This window comes from Bacillus sp. VA15 (assembly GCF_055721145.1).
The window spans coordinates 497929-520598 of sequence record NZ_JBVQPQ010000001.1; the positions used below are offsets into that span (position 1 = coordinate 497929).

The following is a 22670-nucleotide window of genomic DNA, read 5'->3' on the forward strand; positions in this document are numbered from 1 at the left end:
AAAATTAAGTTAGAATTAGAAGTGTTTACATAGGGGAAGGATCAAAAAGGGGGAAGGGAAATGAAATGGAACCCGCTTATTCCATTTTTATTGATCGCTGTTTTAGGAATTGGTCTAACTTTCTTTTTATCAGTAAAGGGGCTTGATGACTCTCGGGAGATTGCAAGCGGCGGAGAAAGCAAATCTGCTGAAAAGGAAGATGCAAACGCTTCACCGGAGGATATTTACAAGGCAAACTGTATCGCGTGCCACGGTGAAAATTATGAAGGTGTTTCAGGTCCGAGCTTAAAAGGTGTAGGGGATAAGAAAGATGTCGGTGAGATTAAAACAAAGATCGAAAAAGGTGGCAATGGAATGCCTTCCGGTCTTGTTCCGGCTGATAAGCTAGATGATATGGCAGAGTGGGTGTCAAAAATTAAATAAAAAATCTATCTTTCTCCTTATTCGTTCTCAGGCCGCCGAGATGTTCTCGACAGCCTTTTATTTTTGTCTGCGTATGTAGACACACATCAAAAGAAATAAACTGAAAATCATTCGCTCAGCTTGGATTCCGGGCTGATTTTTTATATGATAGTAAAGGAAAAAATGATGGAGAAAAGTTGTGATGACAAGTGAACGAATTAAAATTATCTAAACGATTGCAAACAGTAGCGGAATACATACCGAATGGAGCGGTGATGGCCGATATCGGGTCTGACCACGCTTACCTTCCTTGTTATGCGGTGCTGAATCATAAAGCCAGCGGGGCAATTGCGGGAGAAATAACAGACGGCCCGTTTTTGTCTGCCAAGCGGCAGGTAGAAAAATCAGGCTTAAGCGCGCACATTTCTGTAAGGCAGGGAGACGGCCTGGAAGTCATTAAAAAAGGTGAAGCCGATGCCATTACGATTGCCGGAATGGGCGGATCTTTGATCGCTCACATTTTAGAAGCGGGTAAAGACAAATTAACCGGGAAAGAACGGCTTATTTTACAGCCGAATATTCATGCTGTTTATATCAGGGAGTGGCTTTATAAAGAAGGATATGCGCTGACAGATGAAGTGATCCTTGAAGAAGACGGAAAGTGCTATGAGGTGCTTGTCGCCGAAGCGGGAGACAGAGATGCGGCTTATGCCGGTATTTCATTATCAGCTGGTATGCTCGTCGGTCCTTTCTTGGCAAAAGAAAAGAATGCTGTCTTTTTGAAAAAATGGACACAAGAGCTTCAGCACACGCAAAACATTTATGAACAGATCAGCCGAGCTGCAAGTACAGAGCAAAATAAACAGAAATTAAAGGAGCTCGCGGATCGAATAGAGCTGCTAAAGGAGGTTATCGATCATGGCTAAAAGCGTAAATGGGCAGCAGATCATCCAGCTGTTTGAACAATTTTCCCCGAAAGCCTATGCGGTCGAAGGCGATAAAATCGGCCTGCAAATCGGCACCTTAAACAAACCGATTAAAAATGTGATGGTTACACTTGATGTGTTGGAGAGTGTTATCGATGAAGCGATTGAAAAAGAGGTTGATTTGATTATTGCACACCATCCTCCTATTTTCAGGCCACTAAAGCATATTTCAACAGATCAGCCTGCCGGAAGATTAATTGAAAAGTGTTTGAAGCATGATATCGCTGTTTATGCAGCTCACACAAATTTAGACATTGCAGACGGCGGCGTCAATGACTTGCTTGCTGAAGCATTAGAGCTGAGTGAAACAGAGGTGTTGGTGCCTACTTATACTGATCCTCTGAAAAAGCTGGCCGTATACGTGCCGAAGGAATATGAAGAGCAGGTCAGAACAGCGCTTGGAAATGCGGGAGCCGGCCATATCGGCGAATACAGCCATTGCGCATTTTCATCTGAAGGAATCGGCAGCTTTAAGCCATTGGATGGCGCCAAGCCTTTTATCGGTGAAGTGGGAGAGCTTGAGCTTGTTCATGAAGTTAGGCTAGAGACTGTGTTTCCTAAAAGCATCGAAAAAGGTGTTATACATGCAATGATAAAAAGCCATCCATATGAAGAAGTCGCTTACGACATCTATCCTGTCGAACAGTCTCCTGCCGAAAAAGGGCTCGGCCGTGTCGGAACACTTAAAAATGAGATGACGCTCAAGGAATTCGCTTTATTTGTAAAAGACAAGCTTGAAGTGAATGGCGTCAGAATGGTGGGTGAAGCTGACAGCATGGTGAAGAAGGTAGCTGTTCTAGGCGGAGATGGAAACAAGTATATTCATCATGCGAAACGAAAGGGCGCCGATGTTTACGTCACAGGAGATTTATACTTCCATGTGGCTCATGATGCGATGATGCTAGGCCTGAATGTTGTTGATCCGGGACATTACGCGGAAAAAATCATGAAAGAAGGCGTCACGAGAAAATTGACGTCAATGTGCAATGATAAAAAGCTGGACGTAACTATCTTTGTTTCTGAAACAGATACAAATCCATTTGCATTTCTATAAAAAAACTGAGGCTTATACAGCCTCAGTTTTTTGCTTTTACTTTCGGAAGTATTTTTTTGAGCGGTACATTGTGTTCCGTTGTCCAAGTTGATGGATCTTCATGCTCATACTGCTCCAAAAAGCGAATGACTTCTTTTGTGATCGGCGTTGGTGTTGAAGCCCCCGCAGTAACTGCAACGGTATTAACGCCTTTCAGCCATTCGAGTTTTAATTCGCTTAGGTCTCCGATTCGGTATGCTTTTGTGCCGGCTATTTCCTCTGACACTTGAGCGAGCCTATTTGAATTGTTGCTTTTCGGGTCGCCGACAACGATTGTTAAGTCCGCTTTTTTCGCTTGTTCTGATACAGCTTCTTGCCGTACTTGAGTAGCGAGGCAAATCTCTTGATGATATTCGACATGAGGATATTTCTCTTTGACAAGCTCCATGATGTCGTGAACATCCCATTGAGACATCGTTGTCTGATTGGTCACGATTAATTTCTCTGCTTGGATATCAAGGTTTTTCACATCTTCTTCTGTTTCAACTAAGTGAACGATCTCAGGCGCTACGCCAACGGCTCCTTCAGGCTCTGGATGCCCTTTTTTGCCGACATAGATCACGTGATAACCTTTTTCTTTCATCTCTAGAATTAAATTGTGGGTTTTCGTCACATCCGGACATGTAGCATCAATTGCGACTAATCCTTTTTCCTCAGCGATTTTTCTGACTTCGGGAGAAACACCATGCGCAGTGAAAATAACAGTTCCTTTTTCAACCTGCTTCAGGATGTCCAGACGGTTAGCACCGTCCAAAGTAAAGATTCCTTCCTCTTCAAACGCATCAGTGACGTGTTTATTATGAACAATCATCCCGAGTATATAGATGGGTCTTGGCAAGCTTTTATCTAGTGACGCGTTTTTGGCAATGACCATAGCATCAACAACGCCATAGCAATAGCCGCGCGGCGAAATTTTAATTACGTCCATTTTCGGTTGTCCTCCAATACTGAAGTGAGTAAAGGCAATATAAAAAGCCGTAATCAAACGGCTCTATTCTTGCATTCTTCTGATCTCATTATAGCCAATCTCACTTCAGATATCAAAGAATGTTAAATATATAATCTCGGCTTTGAACTGCCTGATGTTCTTTTCGGAGAAGGAGAGGCAGCTTCATTTTTCTTCGGGGCAGATGTTTTTGATTTTTGTTCTTTACTGTCAGATGTTTTTGATTTCTTGGATAGAGAAGAACTTTTTGGTTGTGATTTTTTGTTCCCATCTGAGCTTTTGGTTTCAGCCTCGTTCTTTGTTTCTGAGGTTTCTTGTGAATCTGTTTGATTTTCATTTTCCTCATTGCTCTCTGTATCATCACTTTTACTTAATTGGCTGTACAGCTTCATCATTGCCGGCAGATTGCGGACTAATGGGCCGTACTGCTGGATCATGGGGGTGACTTGCTGAGCCATACCTAGCACTTTTTGCACATTCCCAAGCATACTGGATAAAGATGCAGGATTGGCGATATTTTGAATGCTTTGCAGACCTGCTCCCCCGCTCGCTGCGGCGCCTGCTCCTGGAGCTCCGGCGCCGCCAGCGCCTCCTCCGCCGGGTAAGAACCTTGACAGCATTCCTTTTAGGCCTCCGCCCGCACCATTTCTCGCCCCGGCATTTGCCTGAGGAAGAAATTGTCCGGATTGCTGAAAACCTTGCTGCTGCGGTCCAAATGAAGGCCTTCGCATATTAGGCGGTCTTCTGCCCATCATTTGCTGATTTGGCATGGGGCGGGGCGGTCCGGCCTGCGGATAATTTCTCATCGGCTGCTGCGGTGAAAACATACTTGTACCTCCTTTCAGCTCTCTCTGCTATTAGAATATGCATGGGCTGCGGTATTTGCTTTACATAACTGAATAAAACAAACGCCTTGCAAACGTGGTGTTTTTATGCAAAATCGGGTATAATGTGATGATGGACACATAATGTGCCGCTTTAAGGAGCTGGGAAAAATGAAAGAAACGAAATTTGAACTTTATGAATTGAAACCATTTATTATAGATGCAGTACACCGCCTTGGTTTTTACGAACCGACTGATATTCAGAAAAGGCTGATTCCTGCAGTGTTAAAAAAAGAAAGCGTCATCGGCCAGTCACAGACGGGAACTGGAAAGACGCATGCTTATTTACTGCCTTTATTAAACAAAATCGATCCTGCCAAGGATGTCGTTCAGGTTGTCATTACGGCTCCGACTAGAGAGCTTGCCAACCAGATTCATCAGGAAGCGCTTAAAATCACACAGAGTGAGGAAGGCAGCCAGATTCGCTCGAAATGTTTTATCGGAGGCACAGATAAACAAAAATCGATTGATAAACTGAAGACACAGCCGCATCTTGTTGTCGGTACGCCCGGACGGATTGCCGATTTAATCAAAGAACAGGCGTTAAGTGTTCATAAAGCGGAATCTCTCGTCATTGATGAAGCGGATTTAATGCTGGACATGGGATTTATTGCAGATGTAGATTACATTGGTTCTCGCATGCCTGAGGATCTGCAGATGCTTGTGTTCTCAGCGACGATTCCGGAAAAGCTGAAACCATTTTTGAAAAAATATATGGAAAATCCGAAATACGCCCACGTGGAGCCAAAACAGGTGACTGCTGCGAAAATCGAGCATATTCTCATTCCTTCGAAACATCGTGACAAGGACAAGCTCCTTTTTGACATCATGTCTCATCTGAATCCATACTTGGGCATTGTGTTTGCCAATACGAAAAACACTGCTGACCATATCGCTCAATATTTAACTGGAAAAGGTATGAAAATCGGGCTGCTGCACGGCGGATTAACGCCTCGTGAACGGAAAAAAGTCATGAAGCAGATCAATGATTTAGAATTCACTTATGTCATTGCAACGGACCTTGCCGCAAGAGGCATTGATATTAAAGGTGTCAGTCATGTTATCAACTATGAGCTGCCGGATGATCTCGATTTCTATATTCACCGTGTGGGCAGAACGGCTCGCGCTGGCTCATCAGGACAAGCGATGACCATTTTCGAGCTTTCTGATGAGGATTCATTAGCCAGACTTGAGAAAATGGGCATCGAATTTGATTACTTAGAGCTTGAAAAGGGCGAGTGGAAAAAAGGCGATGACCGCCAGCGCCGCAAAAAACGCAAAAAAACGCCGAACGAAGCGGATGAAATTGCGCATCGTCTTGTGAAAAAGCCGAAAAAGGTAAAGCCTGGATATAAAAAGAAAATGAGCTACGAGATGGAGAAAATCAAGAAAAAACAGAGAAGAAACCAATCTAAAAAAAGAAAGTAGGGGAACCTGTTGTTGAGAATAGGCTCACACGTCTCTATGAGCGGAAAACATATGCTTCTTGCTGCAAGCCAGGAAGCAGTCTCTTATGGAGCGAACACGTTTATGATCTATACAGGCGCACCACAAAATACGCGCCGAAAGAAAATTGAAGACTTAAATATAGAAGCTGGCCGGGCACACATGCAAGAAAACGGCATTGACGAGATTATCGTACACGCGCCTTATATTATTAATATTGGCAACACGACAAATCCGTCGACTTTTGAGCTTGGTGTCGATTTTCTTCGTTCTGAAATTGAGCGGACAGCGGCCATCGGAGCGAAGCAAATTGTCCTTCACCCGGGCGCTCACGTAGGAGCGGGAGCTGAAGCAGGCATCAAAAAAATTATTGAAGGCTTAAATGAAGTGATTGATCCGAATCAAAATGTCCAGATTGCATTAGAAACTATGGCAGGAAAAGGATCAGAATGCGGCAGAAGCTTTGAAGAGCTTGCACAGATTATCGATGGCGTTACACACAATGAGCATTTGTCAGTATGCTTTGACACGTGCCATACACATGATGCCGGATATCAGATTGTCGAAGACTTTGACGGAGTGCTGAATGAGTTCGATAAAATCGTCGGTATTGACCTTATTAAAGTGCTTCATATCAATGACAGCAAAAATGTCAAAGGTGCAAGAAAAGACCGCCATGAAAACATTGGCTTTGGTGAAATCGGATTTGACGCCCTGCAATATGTTGTTCACCATGAGCAGTTAAAAGACATTCCAAAAATTCTTGAAACGCCGTATGTCGGTGAAGATAAAAAGAATAAAAAACCGCCATACCGTTTCGAGATTGAAATGCTCAAAGAAAAACAATTTGATGACACATTGCTCGAAAAGATTTTACAGCAATAAAAAATGGGGGATAGCTCCCCCATTTTTTAGGTTGTAAATTGTTTGAATAGTTCATTAACAGTTTGGGCTGTTTCTTTTGATGTAATTGCCTCTACTTGTTTCAGCAGCCGCGTTCGTTCACTCTCGTTAAAAATGTTCACATTTTTCCCGTATAACAGGTTTGCTACTTCAATGGCCTGCGGTCTTGTTAAACTGATTCCGTATTGTTTTGAGTACTTCAGCAAATCGTCAGCAGTAGCCTGATTAAGCCGCTGCAAAATAATTCTTTGAAATAAAATCATCGACCATTCCACCTCCAGACTTAATGTATGGGCAAAACAGTAAAATGTGTCAGTGTTTAATGGTAAAATAGATTTATAATGTATTTAAAATAGTTATTGCAGGAAAGGAGATTTTATGACCCCAACAAAACAACATAAGAGAGAAACATTTTCCCACTTTATTTTCAGGGTCTTCATGATTCTGGCAGGAGCTGCATGTGCGGCTGTAAGTATCGAATTATTTTTAATCCCCAACGATTTTATTGATGGCGGGATCATCGGTGTATCACTAATTTTAGACCACCTCTTTAAGTCAACCCCAATTCTGAATTTCGCTTTATTCGTTGTCGTGTTAAATATTCCTTTTATGATCTTCGGATATAAATATATCGGTAAGACCTTCCTTGTCTCTACGATGATTGGGATTGTTGGGCTTGCCGTTATTGAATCCTCGCTTCACCATGTAGAAGCTATTACAACTCAGCCTATCTTGGCCACTGTGTTCGGAGGTCTTTTACTCGGCTTTGGAGTCGGGCTCGTTATTCGAAACGGAGGTTCAATGGATGGTACAGAAATTCTCGGTATTTTGCTGACGAAAAAGTTGCCGTTTTCAGTAGGTGAGTTCGTTATGTTCATCAATGTATTCATTTTCATTTGGGCTGTTTTTGTGTTCGGTCCTGAGCAAGCAATGTACTCTTTCATGACTTATTATATTGCGATGAAAACAATTGATGCCGTAATTCAGGGGCTTGATGAAACAAAAGCTGTCATTATAGTGTCTGATCAGTATGATGAGATTTCCGACGCGATTTTGCACCGTCTCGGTCGCGGAACAACCAAGCTGAAAGGGAAAGGCGGATATACGGACGAAGAAAAGGACGTGATTTACGCGGTTGTCACAAGGCTGGAAGTGACTAAGCTAAAATCGATCGTGTTTGAAGTCGATCAAAATGCATTCATAACAATTATGAATACTCATGAAACGAGAGGCGGGAAATTCAAAAACGCAATCCACTAGGCTTTCATTTACTTTTATTCATTTTATGGGTATAATTTTATCTGCAGTAGAGAAAATGGCTTGCTGGTCAGACAGCTGCCATTTTCTTTTTCATACATGTGATACGTTCTTAAGCAAAGCGAAAAGGGGGAACCTTCATGAACGTACAAGAAGCGCTGAACCTACTGAAAGAAAATGGATATAAATATACAAACAAACGGGAGGATATGCTGCAGCTTTTTGCTGATTCAGACAGATATCTTACCGCTAAAAACGTACTGTCTGCATTAAATGATGATTATCCCGGCTTAAGCTTTGATACAATCTACAGAAACCTTTCTTTATATGAAGAACTTGGTATTTTGGAAACAACCGAGCTGTCCGGTGAAAAACTCTTCCGATTTAAGTGTTCATTTACCCATCATCATCATCACTTTATTTGTCTTGCTTGCGGTAAAACCAAGGAAATTGAATCATGTCCGATGGACAAGCTTTGTGATGATTTGGATGGCTATCAGGTCAGCGGGCATAAATTTGAGATTTACGGCACATGCCCTAATTGTACAGTGGAAAATCAAGAAAACACGACTGCTTAATTGCATATATATGAGAAAAGGAGCCCAGTTTGGCTCCTTTTTCAGTTATTGACACGTATGAAGTGATGTTTGTTTTTATTCATCCATTGAACGGCTTCTAGCCAGTTGTTTACTCTGATGATGTTTGAATCAATCGGAAGCTGATTATAAGGGGAATTGAATAAAATTACCGGTATACCGGCTTCTTTCGCGATCATCATCGCGTTTCCGTGATGATCCTCAAAAAACAAGTCGATGTTATGATTTTTGACTGCCTCAACTTTATGATGACCGCCAACGAGTTCGATGTGGTCGTAGTGAATGTTTTGTCTGTCAAACCATTCATAGGTAATATCAGTTAAATGAGTCCGTCTTGCTGTAATATAAATAAGCTTGTGCTCCTCTTTGAGGAGGTCAAGTGACTGTTTTGCATGCTGTGCAAGCAATGCTTCCTTATATATGATCGCTTCATTTTGATTCATCCAATCCCAAAATTCTTCCTGCGTAATGTTTAACAGCTTTGTTAAATCATAATCCGTCATATCGTTTAATGAAATGGAAAGATTAAACGAGCGGTTCAAATAAGGGACGAATGTATCCTGAGCCGTGATTGTGCCGTCAATATCTATTCCTAAGCGTAACATGCCCACACTCCTTCAGTTTCATCCCTTCAAGTGTAACATAAACAATTGACATTAACAGAAAAGTTTAGCAAACATGAATCAGGCGAAATAGATCAAACTATAAAAGCTCCTTTAATAAAAACAGAAGGGGGAATTGAAGGTGGCAAACGATTACGAAAAACGTGATAACAACGGCTACTATGTTGATAATGGTTCTGAAGGAACAAATATTACCCGCGACAATGATGGTTTTTTTGAGGAAACGGCTGCTGAAATCGCAGAGCCTTACCGTGCTGCTGACCGCAGCAATGACCGAGACAATGACCGCAGCGGCGGCAATGTCAATGAAGGACGGGGAATAGGGTATATTGCTTTAGCCTTGTCCATTATTTCATTGTTTGTACTGCCTGTTTTATTGGGAGCTGCCGGTATTATTGTCGGCTATATCGCAAGAAGAAGAGGTGCCCAAGGCCTTGGAGCTTGGGCGATGGGTATCGGTGTCGTCTCATTAGTGCTTGGAATATTTATTATTCCTTTCTTCTAACACAAAAAAGCTTGACGGGTTCCCGTCAAGCTTTTTGTGTCTCTTCTTTTAATTTTGCTTTTTCAGCTTCAAGCTTTGCATAGTGTTCTTCAGCAAGAATGTCGATTTCTTTCTTGAGTTCTTCTACCATTGTTTCCTCTGGAACCTTACGGACAATTTTCCCTTTCCGGAATAACAGCCCTTCGCCGCGAGCTCCGGCGATGCCGATATCAGCTTCTCTCGCTTCACCAGGTCCGTTTACGGCACAGCCGAGAACAGCGACTTTAATCGGCGCTTTAATTTTAGAAATATATTCTTCCACTTCATTGGCAATGCTGATTAGATCAATCTCAATACGGCCGCAAGTCGGACATGAGATGAGCGTGGCAGCATTGGAGGCTAAACCGAAAGATTTCAGAAGCTCTCTTGCTACTTTTACCTCTTCCACAGGATCTGCGCTTAATGAAATGCGCATTGTGTTCCCGATGCCCTTGCTTAAAATCGCGCCGAGTCCTGCTGCGCTCTTTACTGTACCGGCAAACAGTGTTCCTGACTCGGTGATCCCGAGGTGCAGCGGGTAGTCAAATGCTTTCGCCGCTTTTTCATAAGCCTCGATTGCGAGGTTCACGTCAGATGCCTTCATGCTGACAATAATATCGTGAAAATCGAGATCTTCAAGAATTTTAATGTGATGAAGTGCGCTTTCTACCATTCCGTCGGCAGTCGGATAACCGTATTTTTCTAAAATCCGTTTTTCAAGTGAACCGGCGTTTACTCCGATTCTGATCGGAATCCCTTTTTCTTTCGCCGCTTGAACGACCGCTTCGACTTTTTCGCGGCGGCCGATGTTGCCGGGGTTGATTCGGATTTTATCTGCGCCGCCTTCAATGGCTTTTAACGCAAGTTTATAATCGAAATGTATGTCAACAACGAGCGGAATGGAAATGCGTTTTTTAATATCTGCAATGGCGTTTGCCGCCCGTTCATCCGGACATGCTACCCGGACGATTTGACATCCGGCTTCAGCCAAACGGTTAATTTCTGCAACCGTTGCTTCTACATCATGTGTTTTTGTTGTTGTCATGCTTTGGATGACAACTTCATTGTTGCCGCCTATTGTTAAAGGTCCCACTTTGACGGGACGCGTTTTTGTACGATGTGTGATTTCACTCACTTGCAATCGCTCCTTAATTGTAGTTGCCGCTTCTAGATATAACAATTCTAGTATGGTTTATGTGAATTTATTTTACAAATTATATTGTAACAGTGTCTTCGCCGAACTGACAAGAAATTAACGTTAATTAAGGGTAGACCGGGAATTTGTACGCTGCTCCTGCTTGAATGGCGTTGGCTTTCACATTCGGATTCAGTGCTTCAAAATCCTTTACAATGTCGTCTGGAGAACCTGCTGATCCGACAATCGACATAACCGTATCACCCGGCTTTACCTTCACTGTTTTATATGCTGGTTCTTGTGCAGCCGTTTTTGCTGATGCTTCGTAGACAGGGAGGTCCTGAATGGGTATTGTTCCAATTTTGAGATCATAAAAAAGAATAAAAAGAATAAAAACAAAACTGCATACAAAAGTGAGACGCTTCATCGCTTTTCCTCCCGCATACGAAATTTTATACCATAGTATGCTTGTCCAATTAGATTCATGACAAAAGAAAAGAGACTGCCAAGGCAGTCTCGGATTATACAGCAGTTTTTTTGGAAGGAATCTCTTTTAAAACAAGAAACAGGATGACAAAGTTGACAAACCAGTTCAGCAAAAATTCACTTGGAACTGTCACTTCTAACGCTCGCATAATCGTAAAGAATACAGTCGAAAGGGTGATGGAATAAGCAGAAAGCTTCCAGAGCTGATGGTAGGACAGATGTTTTTTCTGTGAATTCTTAATGATTACCCCGATTAGCGCTAAAAATGATACTTCAATAAATTTTCCTGCGGCTGTTACGAGAAAAATGAGAGCCGAAAGAACAGTTACGATCATCGTTTTATTTTGATTTAAACCTGCAATGACATCTTTTTTCTTTAACTCTGACGGCATCATTGAGTAAGGCATTTCTTGGGCTTGTCCGTCAATGGCCAAAACAAATTTGTTCTGAAGGATGCCGATCGCGTTTTGCTTTGCTTCAATTTGTTCGGTGCCGTAGGCGTCTGTCGGATCAAACACGATAACGAAACCATTTGCCTGTGATTCCGTGGCTTTTTTCTCATCCGTTTGAAGTTTGCCGTTTGAAATTGTGAAATCAGGGAAATCTTTGTTTAAAACGGTTTTAAAGCCGTTCATTGATTTTACGGTCCCTGAGCTTACATAATAAGCGGTTGGAATTGCAAAAAGGACAGAGAGCAAAAATACATAAAGAATCGCTTTTCCGATTCCTTGAAATCTTGTTTTTGCAATATCACGGGGAGAGTATGTACTTTTGATGAAAAGCTGAAATACATTCACTATCTTCACTTCCTAGCTATACTAATATATGTTGCTTATTGTATCGTTGCCTGCGTGTGAATACAAGGAAGACATGAAGAAGATGGATGTAAAAAGGGAGGATGGATGTCATGGATTTGTTGTATTGGCTGGTGATTGCGGCGGTATTTATCATCGCCTTTATCGGGCTGGTGTATCCCGTTATTCCAAGTGTAGTATTTATCGTTGCTGGCTTTGTATTGTATGGATTTTTGTTTTCGTTCGGTCCGTATTCTTATATGTTCTGGCTCATTGAAGCTGTTTTTGCCGCAGTATTATTCGCCGCAGATTACGTGTCTAATCTGCTTGGAGTAAAAAGATTCGGCGGAAGCAAAGCCGCCATATGGGGAAGCACGATCGGTTTATTAATCGGGCCTTTCGTCATTCCGGTTGCGGGGATCATATTAGGGCCGTTTATCGGGGCGGTTTGTGCAGAACTTATCGTCCATCAAAAGGACTTAAAGTCAGCGTTTAAAATCGGTCTCGGCTCACTCATTGGCTTTTTAACAGGGGCTATTGCAAAGGGCATCATACAGCTTTTGATGATCGGATATTTTTTATGGACGGTCCTATAAGAATTGTGGGCGGCAGGTTTAATAGGGCGGATTATCGGTTAAAGTGAAATATGTCCGCTGAAATGAGCCAAAATGTGAGCATTTTCATTGATTACCAAGCATTCTTTTGTTACATTGAATGAAGAAAGGCTCGCTGTGAAGCGGCATTTCAGTACATATATATATTAAGGAGGAATTATCATGGCTTACGAACTTCCAGAATTACCTTATGCGTACGATGCTTTAGAACCGCATATCGACAAGGAAACTATGACTATTCACCATACGAAACACCACAACACATACGTTACAAATTTAAACAAAGCGGTTGAAGGAAACACTGCTCTTGCAAACAAATCAGTTGAAGAGCTTGTTGCAGATCTTAATTCTGTTCCTGAAAACATCCGCACTGCAGTCCGCAACAACGGCGGCGGACACGCGAACCACAAATTATTCTGGACGCTTTTATCTCCAAACGGCGGAGGCGAGCCGACTGGCGCGCTTGCTGATGAGATCAAAAGTGTATTTGGAAGCTTTGACAAATTCAAAGAGCAATTCGCAGCTGCAGCAGCTGGACGCTTCGGTTCTGGCTGGGCATGGCTTGTTGTGAACAACGGCAAACTTGAGATCACAAGCACGCCAAACCAAGATTCTCCGCTTTCTGAAGGCAAAACGCCTATCTTAGGTCTTGACGTTTGGGAGCATGCATACTACCTTAACTATCAAAACCGCCGTCCTGATTACATTTCAGCGTTCTGGAATGTTGTGAACTGGGACGAAGTGGCTCGTCTATACAGCGAAGCAAAATAATGACACAAGCAAGGTCCTCAATATAGGGCCTTGTTTTTTTATGTCTTCTTTTTACATATCTCGGTTTGAGTGAGACAGACTAAGGGATAGTAAAGGGGAGTCAGTAATGAGCAAACTAAAAAAAGTGATTGGCGATGTAGACGTAAACAAAGGATTACTCTTTCTGCTGACCATTGGCGGGCTTTATTCGCTAGGAATTGCACTGTCCAATACATTTGTTAATGTGTATCTTTGGAAGCAGTCAGGGAAATTTATTGATTTAGCGATATATAATTTATCCATTGTGATAATGCAGCCGATAACCTTTTATTTGGCTGGACGGTTAGCCAAAAAAATAGACAGGGTGTTCATTTTAAGGTTCGGTGTGATTTTTTTAGCTGCCTTTTATTTAAGTGTTCTTTTAGCCGGAGAAACGGCGGCCAGCCGGCTTGTACTGATCGGCGCGGTGCTCGGAGTGGGCTATGGCTTTTATTGGCTTGCGTTTAACGTGCTGACCTTTGAAATAACAGAGCCTGATACGCGGGACTTTTTCAACGGATTTATGGGTATTCTCTCTTCCTCTGCAGGAATGATCGGCCCGATTGTAGCGGGATTCGTTATCTCGAGGCTTGAAAATAATACGGGTTATACAGTGATTTTCAGTCTCTCCCTCAGTTTATTTGCCTTGGCTGTCGTGATGAGCTTTTTTTTAAAGCGGAGAGAATCAAAGGGCCGTTTTATGCTGAGCAAAGTATTTGGAGAGCGCCATAGCAATATGAACTGGCGGAGAATTACGAATGCGCATTTTTTTCAGGGTTTGAGAGAAGGGATTTTTGTCTTTTTAATCAGTGTATTTGTATTTATTGAGACAAACAGCGAACTGGCCCTCGGCACATTTGGCCTCGTCAACTCAGCTGTTTCCTTCTTTGCCTACTACTTTGCATCCAGGCTGATTAAGAAAAAGAACAGAAAAAAATCGATTTTGCTGGGCGGACTTATTCTGTATGGAGCGCTGTTTTTGATTCTGTTTCATATGAGCTTTACGACATTATTGACATACGGCGTTTTTATTGCCATCGGCTATCCACTTTTGCTCGTTCCATATGTATCACTTACATATGATGTGATAGGACGGGCGAGGCATGCCAGAAAAGCAAGAATTGAATATATCGTGCTGAGGGAATTGTTTTTAAACGCCGGCAGGATTGTCTCCATTTTATGTTTTCTTCTGATTGTGGCCCTTCTGAAAGAGGATGTGGGAATTCCTTTGGCACTTGCTATATTGGGCGTAGGACATCCGCTGATTTATTACTTTGTCAAGGATATCCGTTTTAAGGAGAAAGAAGAGGGAAATGAAACCATGGAAGAAGACGGCCAAAAACGGGTAACTGAACCGAATCTTTTAAAAGGTGAAAGATAATTTTTTGTCAAAAAGGGGTTATCTGTAGAAAAAAGTCGAAAAAACCTTTAAAATGAAAACTGGCACTCTTACTTGAGTGTCTTTTCTTTCTGTAAATAGAAAAAGGTGATGTTATGAGGAGAAATAAACCAAAAAAGCAAAATCATAAAGAGAAAAAGAAGTCGCTTCCGATCCGGCTGAATATTTTATTCTTGGCTGCCTTTGTCATATTTACCTGGATCATTGTGGAACTGGGCATCAAGCAGATCGTGCAAGGCGATGATTACAAAAATCAAGCTAATAAGCAGGAACAAAGTGAAGTCAGCTCGGCGGTGCCGCGCGGGAAAATTTATGATCGAAACTTCAATGCCATCGTGACAAATAAGGCTTTAAATGCAATCACATACACCAGATCTAAATCGACCACGCAAGAGCAGCGTTTAAAGATTGCAAAAAAGCTGTCTGAAATGATTAAAGTCGACACAAAAAAAGTAACAGAACGGGATAAAAAAGATTATTGGATTTTGACTAGACCGAAAGAAGCGAAAAAGCTGGTTACCTCTAAAGAAAGACAGCAGGTTGAAGACAAAAAATTATCCGATGACGATTTATATCAGCTACAGCTAAAACGGATTACTGATAAGCAGCTGAATGAACTGACGGATAAAGACATGCAGATCCTTGCTATCAAAAGACAGATGGATTCAGGATATGCATTGACCCCTCAATATATCAAAAATGAAGATGTATCAGCGAAAGAAATGGCAGTAGTGAGTGAACATTTAGACGAACTGCCGGGTGTTGATGTTACGTCCGATTGGGAACGTGAATATCCGTATAAAAACCTTCTTCGCTCAGTGCTCGGAAGTGTTTCCAGCTCTGATGAAGGATTGCCGTCCAACTTGCTCGACCATTATCTGTCGCTTGGCTACAGCCGAAATGACAGGGTTGGAAAAAGTTATCTGGAATACCAATACGAAAGCCTTCTGCAGGGCCAAAAAGCAAAAGTTGAAAATATCACCGATTCAAACGGCAATGTGACGGGAACAAAAACGGTTTCTGAAGGCAAAGCCGGTAAAGATCTCGTGCTTACGATTGATATTGATTTACAAAAAGAAGTGGAAAAAATTATTGAGAAGAATCTAAAATCTGCTAAAGCACGAGCAAGCACTCAATTGTTAGACCGTGCTTTCGTTGTCATGATGGATCCAAGAAACGGTGAAGTGCTAACGATGGCGGGTAAGCAGATTAAACGAGAGAATGGAACATACAAGTTTGATGATTATGCATTAGGAAATATGACTTCATCCTATGCCATGGGATCAGCTGTTAAAGGTGCAACTGTTTTGACCGGCCTGCAAACTGGCGCTATTAATTTGAATACGATTTTTAAGGATGAACCTTTGTATATCGGGCAAGATAAAAAAGGGAAAAAGTCTTGGGAAAACATGGGGCCAGTTGATATTCAGACTGCATTACAGAAATCTTCCAACGTATTTATGTTTAAAACTGCAATCGCAATAGGTAAAGGTGAATATAAACCGCATCAAGCTTTACCGATTGATACTGCGGCTTTTGATACATTCCGAAATTATTTCAGTCAATTTGGACTCGGTGTAAAAACTGGGATTGACCTTCCAAATGAAATGACAGGCTATAAAGGAACAAGCAGATTGACAGGATTCTTGCTGGATTATGCGATCGGCCAGTACGATACGTATACACCGTTGGAACTGGCGCAATACGTATCAACAATTGCAAACGGAGGTTACCGCTTAAAGCCTCAGCTTGTGAAGGAAGTCAGAGAACCTAATCCTGATAAAGGAATCGGTGCTGTCGTGCAATCCGTTCAGCCAGAAGTGCTGAATAAAATCGACATGAAAAGCGATTATATTAAAGAAGTTCAAGCAGGATTTAGACGAGTGGCGACGAAGGGGACAGCTGCCAGTCAACTTGCCTCAGCATCTTATAAACCAGCTGCTAAAACAGGAACAGCACAGTCGTTCTATGATGGGCCAGATAAATCAAAATCAGGAACAGCGGCTTATAATACGACACTTGTTGCATATGCGCCTGCCGATAATCCTGAGATTGCGATCTCTGTAGTAGTACCTTGGGCTTATGTTGATTACAGCGCTAAATATACCATTACGAACGAAATCGGCAGAGAGGTATTGGATAAATACTTTGAGCTGAAATCGAAACAGGACAAAGAAGATACTCAGCAAAAGAATAAAGATAAAATTGAAGAGAATGCAGAAAACACAACGTCTTCTGATAACTAAAAAGAAACGCTCACATGATGTGGGCGTTTTTTTTATACAAAAAAACGCACTGATTTACAAAAGCTTAACATTCGATTCAAACCCTTTTTACACAGAACCTTTACTCTATACGTGTAGGACAAATTACACATTATACGCAGGGGGAATTCAGGAAATGAAAAAAAACAAATTGGTGCTTATGCTTCTGATGGCTGCTTTTATGATGATCGCAGCTGCATGCGGAAATGCAGGAGAAAGTGAAAAAACGAATAGCGATTCTGCAAAAGGAGAAGGAAAGGCATCAGGTTCTTTAACCATTTCTGGTTCATCGGCTATGCAGCCATTGGTACTTGCAGCAGCAGAAAAATTTATGGAAGAAAACCCTGATGCAGATATACAGGTACAAGCCGGCGGTTCTGGAACAGGGCTTTCTCAAGTCTCTGAAGGAGCTGTTCAGATCGGGAATTCAGACGTTTTTGCTGAAGAAAAAGAAGGGATCGATGCAAAAGCGCTTGTCGATCATCAAGTCGCAGTAGTTGGTATGGCAGCAGCTGTAAACCCTGATGCTGGAGTGAAGGATATTTCAAAAGATGAATTGAAAAAAATCTTCACTGGCAAAATCAAAAACTGGAAAGAGCTTGGCGGCAAAGACCAAAAGATTACACTTGTAAACCGTCCTGATTCTTCTGGCACACGTGCTACATTTGTGAAATATGCGCTTGACGGAGAAGAACCTGCAGAAGGCATTACTGAAGATTCTTCTAACACAGTGAAAAAGATCATTGCTGACACACCGGGAGCGATTGGATATCTTGCATTCTCATATTTAACAGATGACAAAGTAACGGCTCTATCAATTGACGGCGTAAAACCTGAAGCGAAAAATGTTGCAACTGGCGAGTATCCGATCTGGGCTTATCAGCATTCTTACACAAAAGGTGAAGCAACAGATTTAGCTAAAGAATTTCTTGATTATCTAAAGAGTGAAGACATTCAAAAAAGCATTGTTACCGACCAAGGCTACATTCCGGTTACTGATATGAAAGTGACACGCGATGCCAACGGGAAGCAAAGCTGATCTTAATAAAAAGAGGAGTGCGGGGACAACCGTTTCTCCTCTTAACACATTCATAGGAGTGTAAAACAATGATAAACAATAGAGAAAATATGTCTGTGAGCGAGCGTTTGATCAGCTCAAGGCAAAATCGGCAATTGGATGAAGTTCGGGGAAGAATGATTGTGACAGCTTGTGCGCTTATTATGATAGCGGCATCTGTTGCGATCACTATTTTCCTCGGCGTTAAGGGGCTGCAATCTTTTCTTGTAAATGGTGTAAGCCCAATTGAATTCTTAACGAGCCTAAATTGGAACCCTACAGATACTGATCCGAAATATGGAGTGCTGCCATTTATTTTTGGATCATTTGCAGTAACGATTCTTTCTGCTCTCATTGCTGCGCCGCTTGGCATTGCAGGTGCGATTTTCATGACAGAAATTGCGCCGAATTGGGGAAAGAAAGTGCTGCAGCCGGTAATTGAGCTTTTAGTCGGCATTCCATCTGTTGTTTATGGATTCATAGGTCTTACAGTATTGGTGCCATTTATCGCCCAGTTCAAATCGAGCGGGACAGGGCACAGTTTATTGGCGGGAACAATTGTCCTTTCTATCATGATTCTGCCGACCATCACATCGATCTCTGCTGATGCGATGGCTTCCCTTCCGAAGAGCTTAAGAGAAGGTTCTTACGCGTTAGGTGCGACTAGATGGCAGACGATCAGAAAAGTACTAGTGCCTGCAGCCTTTCCAACATTAATGACGGCTGTTGTGCTTGGTATGGCACGGGCGTTTGGTGAAGCTTTGGCTGTTCAGATGGTCATTGGAAATACAAGAGTATTGCCAGAAAGCCTGTTTGACACTGCTGGAACACTGACAACGATCATCACGCTGAATATGGGCCACACCACATACGGCAGCGTTGAAAACAATACGCTGTGGTCAATGGGGCTTGTGCTTCTGGTGATGTCATTCTTGTTCATCTTGCTGATTCGCTACTTGTCATCTAGGAGGAAAGTGTAATGAACCGCAAAATAACAGATAAACTGGCGACTGGAATGTTTGGTTTGTGCGCAGCCATTATCGCTGCAATTCTAGTAGGCTTGTTTTCCTATATTATTATAAACGGTGTTTCTCAGCTAAGCTTCGACTTTATTACGACAAAATCGAGCGCCATTGCAGCTGGAGGAGGAATACGCGACCAGCTGTTTAACTCCTTTTATATTTTGTTTATTACGATGCTGATTACAATCCCGCTCGGTGTGGGCGGCGGAGTGTTCATGGCTGAGTACGCACCTAATAACAAAGTGACTGATTTCATCAGAACATGTATAGAGGTGCTTTCGTCTCTTCCGTCTATTGTCATTGGAATGTTTGGATTATTGATGTTTGTCAACTTAACAGGCTGGGGATATACGATCATAGGCGGGGCGCTTGCGTTAACTGTTTTTAACCTTCCTGTCATGGTGCGTGTGACAGAAGATGCGATCCGTTCGGTCCCTAAAGATCTGAAGGAAGCCTCTCTCGCTTTAGGTGTATCACGCTGGCATACTGTAAAAACGGTTTTAATTCCAAGTGCGATTCCTTCTATCATCACAGGAGCAATTTTAGCGTCAGGAAGGGTGTTCGGGGAAGCAGCGGCATTATTATTTACAGCCGGTCTGACAACGCCACGTCTTAATTTTACGGAGTGGAACCCGTTTTCTGAAACATCGCCGCTTAATATTTTCAGGCCAGCTGAAACACTTGCGGTTCACATTTGGAACGTAAATACGCAAGGAATCATTCCGGATGCTGAAGCGATTGCCAACGGAGGTTCTGCGGTGCTGGTGATTTCTGTTCTTGTGTTTAATCTCGCAGCAAGATGGCTTGGCACGATGATCTACAAAAAGCTTACGGCAAATTAGAACGGAAAGAGGCGAAAAAACATGTCTGTACAAATGGTAAAAGAAAAGCCAGAGCGTGCTGTTTTCGTTCCAAAACAGCGCCACGTGCTCGAAGTGAAAGATCTATCTATTTTTTACGGAACTAAACAAGCGGTTCACCATGTGAATATGGATATTGAAAAGAACGCGGTGACCGCTTTGATTGGGCCGTCAGGATGCGGAAAGTCTACTTTTTTGAGAAACATTAACCGAATGAATGACTTAATTCCGTCTGCAAGAGCTGAAGGTGAAATCCTTTATGAAGGGTTAAATATACTGGGTGGCAATATTAATGTTGTCAGCTTAAGAAGAGAAATCGGAATGGTTTTCCAAAAACCGAATCCCTTTCCGAAATCAATCTATGCGAATATCACACATGCATTGAAATATGCCGGAGAGCGGAATAAAGCTGTTTTAGATGAGATTGTGGAAGAAAGCTTAACAAAAGCAGCACTCTGGGATGAGGTGAAGGATCGTTTGCATTCATCTGCACTCTCGTTATCGGGAGGCCAGCAGCAGCGTTTATGCATCGCGAGAACGCTTGCGATGAAGCCGGCCGTTCTACTGCTAGATGAACCAGCTTCAGCGCTAGATCCGATTTCAAATGCAAAAATAGAGGAATTAATTACAGAATTAAAAAGCGAATACTCGATTATTATCGTCACGCACAATATGCAGCAGGCTCTGCGGGTTTCTGACCGGACGGCATTCTTTTTAAACGGCGAGCTTGTAGAATACGGACAGACTGAACAGATTTTCACCAGTCCGAAGCAGCAAAAGACAGAGGATTATATTAACGGGAAATTCGGATAGGAGGGCGGCAATGAGTATTGCTACCGAAGCTGTAATGAAACAGGAAGTCTATCAAGTCAATGGAATGAACTTATGGTATGGACAGCATCATGCTTTGAAAAATATCAATTTAAGCATTCATGAAAACGAGGTCATGGCGATTATCGGACCATCAGGATGCGGGAAATCGACCTTTATTAAAACATTGAATTTAATGATTCAAATGACGCCGAATGTAAAACTTGCAGGTGAGCTGAACTATAATGGCAGCAACATTTTAAAGGGTAAAGTGGATATCGTAGATTTACGAAAAAATATCGGCATGGTATTCCAAAAAGGGAATCCGTTTCCGCAATCTATCTTTGATAATGTTGCTTATGGACCGAGAGTCCACGGCACCAAAAATAAAAAGAAGCTTCAGGAAATTGTGGAAAAGTCATTAAAAGACGTGGCGTTATGGGATGAGGTGAAGGATCGTTTGCATTCATCAGCCCTTTCGCTATCAGGCGGCCAGCAGCAGCGTCTTTGTATCGCCAGAGCGCTTGCGACAAATCCTGATATTTTGCTGATGGATGAACCGACATCTGCTCTAGATCCAATTTCAACGAGAAAAATTGAAGAACTCATTCTTGAGCTGAAAAATAAATATACCATTGTCATCGTCACGCACAACATGCAGCAGGCAGCACGGGTTTCTGATCAAACCGCCTTTTTCTACATGGGCGAGCTTGTTGAATGCGACAATACCAATAAAATGTTCTCTAACCCGCAGGATCAAAGAACTCTTGATTACATTACAGGAAAGTTTGGATAAAAAAACAGGCTGACAGTCAGCCTGTTTTTTTATCGTGTTAACGTTTTTACGATCTTTTTGAAACTCATGTCTGATTTTACTTTAAACTCGCCGGCGCGGATTTCTTTGTGATAGCCGGCATCAATGACATAGTCGTTAAAGTCTTGAGCCGAGGAAATGATACCTTCTTTTTCAAGAATAGCAGATACATCTGCGGTGCTCATGCCGTCTTTAATTGTGAGCTTGTATGTTTTGACTTTGTCTGTTTTCGTGTCTGAGCTGCTGTCATCGTTCAAGGATTTCTCTTTTGAATCGAGAAGTTTTTGATATTCATCACGGTTAACAGAAACCATTTTTTTAGAATCAAGGTAATTGTTCACGTCTTGTTCGGTTACTGTTTTAGTTTCTTTTACAGCAGCGGCCTGATCTTCGTCTGTCAGATAAAAAACAGCTGCAAGAACGGCTGTCGCTAAAATGATGCCGCCAGCAAATGCCTGAATGCCCCGTTTTGTCATACGAGCACCTTCTCGTTATCTTTGATAATCGTATTCACGTCTTCCACTGATACATGCTCAGCTTTAGCAATGGCTTCAGCGGACATGCCGTTATTATATTTAGAAAGTATTTGTTTAGCGATCTTTTGATTGATGTCGCTATGCTTTGATTTGCGGATGACAAGGTTTGTTTCCAGTAATTCTTCCTCAAGCACTGTCATTTTCTTTTTGAGCTTGTAAATTTCCTGCATCGCAGAAAGCTGAAGTGTTTCGAGCTCCTGTTCAACATCTTTCATCGGATCTCTTTGAGAATATGAGAATGCAATTAGCGCTATACTGACGATAAACAACGCAATAATAGCAATTTCCACGTTTCATCACCTTCTATTCTTTTTTTATCCTTCTTTTTTATACCATAAAACCAATCGATTCTAAAGGAATTCGCGAAAAAAACGAGATTTTGTCGAGAAATCTTTCTTTGCTTCCTCTCTAGGTAATGGTTTAATAGGAAC

General features: G+C 42.1%; 26 protein-coding genes. 17 read left to right on the forward strand and 9 right to left on the reverse strand.

Annotated elements, in window-relative coordinates; all coding sequences use genetic code 11:
* The first annotated feature begins 60 nt into the window (after positions 1–60).
* The 3 genes from cccA to AC0DBE_RS02635 all read left to right on the forward strand — a co-directional run bounded on the left by cccA (position 61) and on the right by AC0DBE_RS02635 (position 2442).
* Positions 61–423 carry a cytochrome c550 gene (gene cccA / locus AC0DBE_RS02625; protein ID WP_014114442.1) on the forward strand — a complete coding sequence of 121 codons (363 nt, stop codon included), beginning with the start codon at positions 61–63 and terminating at the stop codon, positions 421–423.
* Between the two features lie 254 nt (positions 424–677).
* Positions 678–1328, forward strand: coding sequence for a tRNA (adenine(22)-N(1))-methyltransferase TrmK (gene trmK / locus AC0DBE_RS02630; RefSeq protein ID WP_242734156.1), 651 nt, complete (start codon positions 678–680; stop codon positions 1326–1328).
* Positions 1321–2442 (forward strand): Nif3-like dinuclear metal center hexameric protein, encoded by a 1122-nt coding sequence (locus AC0DBE_RS02635; protein ID WP_014114440.1) that lies wholly within the window; start codon positions 1321–1323, stop codon positions 2440–2442. The genes trmK and AC0DBE_RS02635 overlap by 8 nt, the downstream gene beginning before the upstream one ends.
* Before the next feature lie 22 nt (positions 2443–2464).
* On the opposite strand, the gene AC0DBE_RS02640 is transcribed toward AC0DBE_RS02635, so the two are convergent.
* Complete coding sequence (locus AC0DBE_RS02640; protein ID WP_014114439.1) at positions 2465–3409, reverse strand: 4-hydroxy-3-methylbut-2-enyl diphosphate reductase; 945 nt, start codon at positions 3407–3409, stop codon at positions 2465–2467.
* 122 nt (positions 3410–3531) lie between these two features.
* Positions 3532–4254 carry a VrrA/YqfQ family protein gene (gene vrrA, locus AC0DBE_RS02645; protein ID WP_061186859.1) on the reverse strand — a complete coding sequence of 241 codons (723 nt, stop codon included), beginning with the start codon at positions 4252–4254 and terminating at the stop codon, positions 3532–3534.
* Between the two features lie 168 nt (positions 4255–4422).
* On the opposite strand from vrrA, the gene cshB reads away from it, so the two are divergent.
* Together cshB and AC0DBE_RS02655 are read left to right on the forward strand one after the other, a co-directional pair.
* Complete coding sequence (gene cshB, locus AC0DBE_RS02650; RefSeq protein ID WP_472960979.1) at positions 4423–5739, forward strand: DEAD-box ATP-dependent RNA helicase CshB; 1317 nt, start codon at positions 4423–4425, stop codon at positions 5737–5739.
* A 9-nt stretch (positions 5740–5748) separates the two neighbouring features.
* On the forward strand, positions 5749–6642 hold the full coding sequence (locus AC0DBE_RS02655; protein ID WP_472960981.1) for a deoxyribonuclease IV: 894 nt from the start codon (positions 5749–5751) through the stop codon (positions 6640–6642).
* Between the two features lie 26 nt (positions 6643–6668).
* On the opposite strand, the gene AC0DBE_RS02660 is transcribed toward AC0DBE_RS02655, so the two are convergent.
* Positions 6669–6923 (reverse strand): DUF2624 domain-containing protein, encoded by a 255-nt coding sequence (locus tag AC0DBE_RS02660; protein ID WP_003226238.1) that lies wholly within the window; start codon positions 6921–6923, stop codon positions 6669–6671.
* Between the two features lie 115 nt (positions 6924–7038).
* Between AC0DBE_RS02660 and AC0DBE_RS02665 the strand changes: the two genes are divergently transcribed.
* Positions 7039–7920: a YitT family protein gene (locus AC0DBE_RS02665; protein ID WP_014114434.1), complete on the forward strand. Its 882-nt coding sequence runs from the start codon at positions 7039–7041 to the stop codon at positions 7918–7920.
* A gap of 137 nt (positions 7921–8057) precedes the next feature.
* On the forward strand, positions 8058–8495 hold the full coding sequence (zur, locus tag AC0DBE_RS02670) for a zinc uptake transcriptional repressor Zur (RefSeq protein ID WP_014114433.1): 438 nt from the start codon (positions 8058–8060) through the stop codon (positions 8493–8495).
* Between the two features lie 41 nt (positions 8496–8536).
* On the opposite strand, the gene AC0DBE_RS02675 is transcribed toward zur, so the two are convergent.
* On the reverse strand, positions 8537–9118 hold the full coding sequence (locus AC0DBE_RS02675) for a nucleotidase (protein ID WP_014114432.1): 582 nt from the start codon (positions 9116–9118) through the stop codon (positions 8537–8539).
* Positions 9119–9251: 133 nt separating this feature from the next.
* On the opposite strand from AC0DBE_RS02675, the gene AC0DBE_RS02680 reads away from it, so the two are divergent.
* Positions 9252–9641 carry a DUF308 domain-containing protein gene (locus AC0DBE_RS02680; RefSeq protein ID WP_088884227.1) on the forward strand — a complete coding sequence of 130 codons (390 nt, stop codon included), beginning with the start codon at positions 9252–9254 and terminating at the stop codon, positions 9639–9641.
* Between the two features lie 25 nt (positions 9642–9666).
* Here the strand turns inward: AC0DBE_RS02680 and ispG are convergent, their stop codons facing one another.
* From ispG to AC0DBE_RS02695, 3 genes are all read right to left on the reverse strand, one after another.
* The gene (gene ispG / locus AC0DBE_RS02685) at positions 9667–10800 is read right to left on the reverse strand and encodes a flavodoxin-dependent (E)-4-hydroxy-3-methylbut-2-enyl-diphosphate synthase (RefSeq protein WP_072181759.1); all 1134 of its coding nucleotides are present in this window, start codon (positions 10798–10800) and stop codon (positions 9667–9669) included.
* 121 nt (positions 10801–10921) lie between these two features.
* Positions 10922–11221: a LysM peptidoglycan-binding domain-containing protein gene (locus tag AC0DBE_RS02690; protein ID WP_014114429.1), complete on the reverse strand. Its 300-nt coding sequence runs from the start codon at positions 11219–11221 to the stop codon at positions 10922–10924.
* A 94-nt stretch (positions 11222–11315) separates the two neighbouring features.
* Positions 11316–12077, reverse strand: coding sequence for a DUF1189 domain-containing protein (locus tag AC0DBE_RS02695; RefSeq protein ID WP_061186862.1), 762 nt, complete (start codon positions 12075–12077; stop codon positions 11316–11318).
* Between the two features lie 110 nt (positions 12078–12187).
* Here AC0DBE_RS02695 and AC0DBE_RS02700 point away from each other — a divergent pair, with 110 nt between their 5' ends.
* The 9 genes from AC0DBE_RS02700 (at position 12188) to pstB (AC0DBE_RS02740) (ending at position 21685) form a co-directional block, all read left to right on the forward strand.
* Complete coding sequence (locus AC0DBE_RS02700; protein WP_472960986.1) at positions 12188–12670, forward strand: DUF456 domain-containing protein; 483 nt, start codon at positions 12188–12190, stop codon at positions 12668–12670.
* Between the two features lie 180 nt (positions 12671–12850).
* Positions 12851–13459, forward strand: a complete 609-nt coding sequence (gene sodA, locus AC0DBE_RS02705) for a superoxide dismutase SodA (protein WP_472960988.1) — start codon at positions 12851–12853, stop codon at positions 13457–13459.
* A gap of 106 nt (positions 13460–13565) precedes the next feature.
* Positions 13566–14858, forward strand: a complete 1293-nt coding sequence (locus AC0DBE_RS02710; RefSeq protein WP_061186863.1) for an MFS transporter — start codon at positions 13566–13568, stop codon at positions 14856–14858.
* A gap of 113 nt (positions 14859–14971) precedes the next feature.
* Positions 14972–17122 carry a penicillin-binding protein 2A gene (gene pbpA, locus AC0DBE_RS02715; RefSeq protein ID WP_472960991.1) on the forward strand — a complete coding sequence of 717 codons (2151 nt, stop codon included), beginning with the start codon at positions 14972–14974 and terminating at the stop codon, positions 17120–17122.
* 154 nt (positions 17123–17276) lie between these two features.
* Complete coding sequence (locus tag AC0DBE_RS02720; protein ID WP_014114424.1) at positions 17277–18179, forward strand: phosphate ABC transporter substrate-binding protein; 903 nt, start codon at positions 17277–17279, stop codon at positions 18177–18179.
* Between the two features lie 68 nt (positions 18180–18247).
* Positions 18248–19177, forward strand: a complete 930-nt coding sequence (gene pstC, locus AC0DBE_RS02725) for a phosphate ABC transporter permease subunit PstC (RefSeq protein WP_013308020.1) — start codon at positions 18248–18250, stop codon at positions 19175–19177.
* Positions 19177–20061: a phosphate ABC transporter permease PstA gene (gene pstA, locus AC0DBE_RS02730; RefSeq protein ID WP_014114423.1), complete on the forward strand. Its 885-nt coding sequence runs from the start codon at positions 19177–19179 to the stop codon at positions 20059–20061. The genes pstC and pstA overlap by 1 nt, the downstream gene beginning before the upstream one ends.
* A 21-nt stretch (positions 20062–20082) precedes the next feature.
* Positions 20083–20892 carry a phosphate ABC transporter ATP-binding protein PstB gene (gene pstB / locus AC0DBE_RS02735; RefSeq protein WP_041521005.1) on the forward strand — a complete coding sequence of 270 codons (810 nt, stop codon included), beginning with the start codon at positions 20083–20085 and terminating at the stop codon, positions 20890–20892.
* 10 nt (positions 20893–20902) lie between these two features.
* Positions 20903–21685: a phosphate ABC transporter ATP-binding protein PstB gene (gene pstB / locus AC0DBE_RS02740; RefSeq protein WP_061186865.1), complete on the forward strand. Its 783-nt coding sequence runs from the start codon at positions 20903–20905 to the stop codon at positions 21683–21685.
* 29 nt (positions 21686–21714) lie between these two features.
* On the opposite strand, the gene AC0DBE_RS02745 is transcribed toward pstB (AC0DBE_RS02740), so the two are convergent.
* Entirely contained in the window at positions 21715–22179 is a 465-nt protein-coding gene (locus tag AC0DBE_RS02745; RefSeq protein ID WP_014114420.1) for an endolytic transglycosylase MltG, read from the reverse strand.
* Positions 22176–22529: a hypothetical protein gene (locus tag AC0DBE_RS02750; protein ID WP_003226272.1), complete on the reverse strand. Its 354-nt coding sequence runs from the start codon at positions 22527–22529 to the stop codon at positions 22176–22178. The genes AC0DBE_RS02745 and AC0DBE_RS02750 overlap by 4 nt, the downstream gene beginning before the upstream one ends.
* Positions 22530–22670: the final 141 nt, after the last annotated feature.

Excerpts from the sequence above, each read along its gene's own strand:
- cccA (WP_014114442.1), top strand. The coding sequence starts at position 61 with ATGAAATGGAACCCGCTTATTCCATTTTTATTGATCGCTGTTTTAGGA.
- trmK (WP_242734156.1), top strand. The coding sequence starts at position 678 with ATGGCCGATATCGGGTCTGACCACGCTTACCTTCCTTGTTATGCGGTG.
- AC0DBE_RS02635 (WP_014114440.1), top strand. The coding sequence starts at position 1,321 with ATGGCTAAAAGCGTAAATGGGCAGCAGATCATCCAGCTGTTTGAACAA.
- AC0DBE_RS02640 (WP_014114439.1), bottom strand. The coding sequence starts at position 3,409 with ATGGACGTAATTAAAATTTCGCCGCGCGGCTATTGCTATGGCGTTGTT.
- vrrA (WP_061186859.1), bottom strand. The coding sequence starts at position 4,254 with ATGTTTTCACCGCAGCAGCCGATGAGAAATTATCCGCAGGCCGGACCG.
- cshB (WP_472960979.1), top strand. The coding sequence starts at position 4,423 with ATGAAAGAAACGAAATTTGAACTTTATGAATTGAAACCATTTATTATA.
- AC0DBE_RS02660 (WP_003226238.1), bottom strand. The coding sequence starts at position 6,923 with ATGATTTTATTTCAAAGAATTATTTTGCAGCGGCTTAATCAGGCTACT.
- AC0DBE_RS02665 (WP_014114434.1), top strand. The coding sequence starts at position 7,039 with ATGACCCCAACAAAACAACATAAGAGAGAAACATTTTCCCACTTTATT.
- zur (WP_014114433.1), top strand. The coding sequence starts at position 8,058 with ATGAACGTACAAGAAGCGCTGAACCTACTGAAAGAAAATGGATATAAA.
- AC0DBE_RS02675 (WP_014114432.1), bottom strand. The coding sequence starts at position 9,118 with ATGTTACGCTTAGGAATAGATATTGACGGCACAATCACGGCTCAGGAT.
- AC0DBE_RS02690 (WP_014114429.1), bottom strand. The coding sequence starts at position 11,221 with ATGAAGCGTCTCACTTTTGTATGCAGTTTTGTTTTTATTCTTTTTATT.
- AC0DBE_RS02700 (WP_472960986.1), top strand. The coding sequence starts at position 12,188 with ATGGATTTGTTGTATTGGCTGGTGATTGCGGCGGTATTTATCATCGCC.
- sodA (WP_472960988.1), top strand. The coding sequence starts at position 12,851 with ATGGCTTACGAACTTCCAGAATTACCTTATGCGTACGATGCTTTAGAA.
- AC0DBE_RS02710 (WP_061186863.1), top strand. The coding sequence starts at position 13,566 with ATGAGCAAACTAAAAAAAGTGATTGGCGATGTAGACGTAAACAAAGGA.
- pbpA (WP_472960991.1), top strand. The coding sequence starts at position 14,972 with ATGAGGAGAAATAAACCAAAAAAGCAAAATCATAAAGAGAAAAAGAAG.
- AC0DBE_RS02720 (WP_014114424.1), top strand. The coding sequence starts at position 17,277 with ATGAAAAAAAACAAATTGGTGCTTATGCTTCTGATGGCTGCTTTTATG.
- pstC (WP_013308020.1), top strand. The coding sequence starts at position 18,248 with ATGATAAACAATAGAGAAAATATGTCTGTGAGCGAGCGTTTGATCAGC.
- pstA (WP_014114423.1), top strand. The coding sequence starts at position 19,177 with ATGAACCGCAAAATAACAGATAAACTGGCGACTGGAATGTTTGGTTTG.
- pstB (WP_041521005.1), top strand. The coding sequence starts at position 20,083 with ATGTCTGTACAAATGGTAAAAGAAAAGCCAGAGCGTGCTGTTTTCGTT.
- pstB (WP_061186865.1), top strand. The coding sequence starts at position 20,903 with ATGAGTATTGCTACCGAAGCTGTAATGAAACAGGAAGTCTATCAAGTC.
- AC0DBE_RS02745 (WP_014114420.1), bottom strand. The coding sequence starts at position 22,179 with ATGACAAAACGGGGCATTCAGGCATTTGCTGGCGGCATCATTTTAGCG.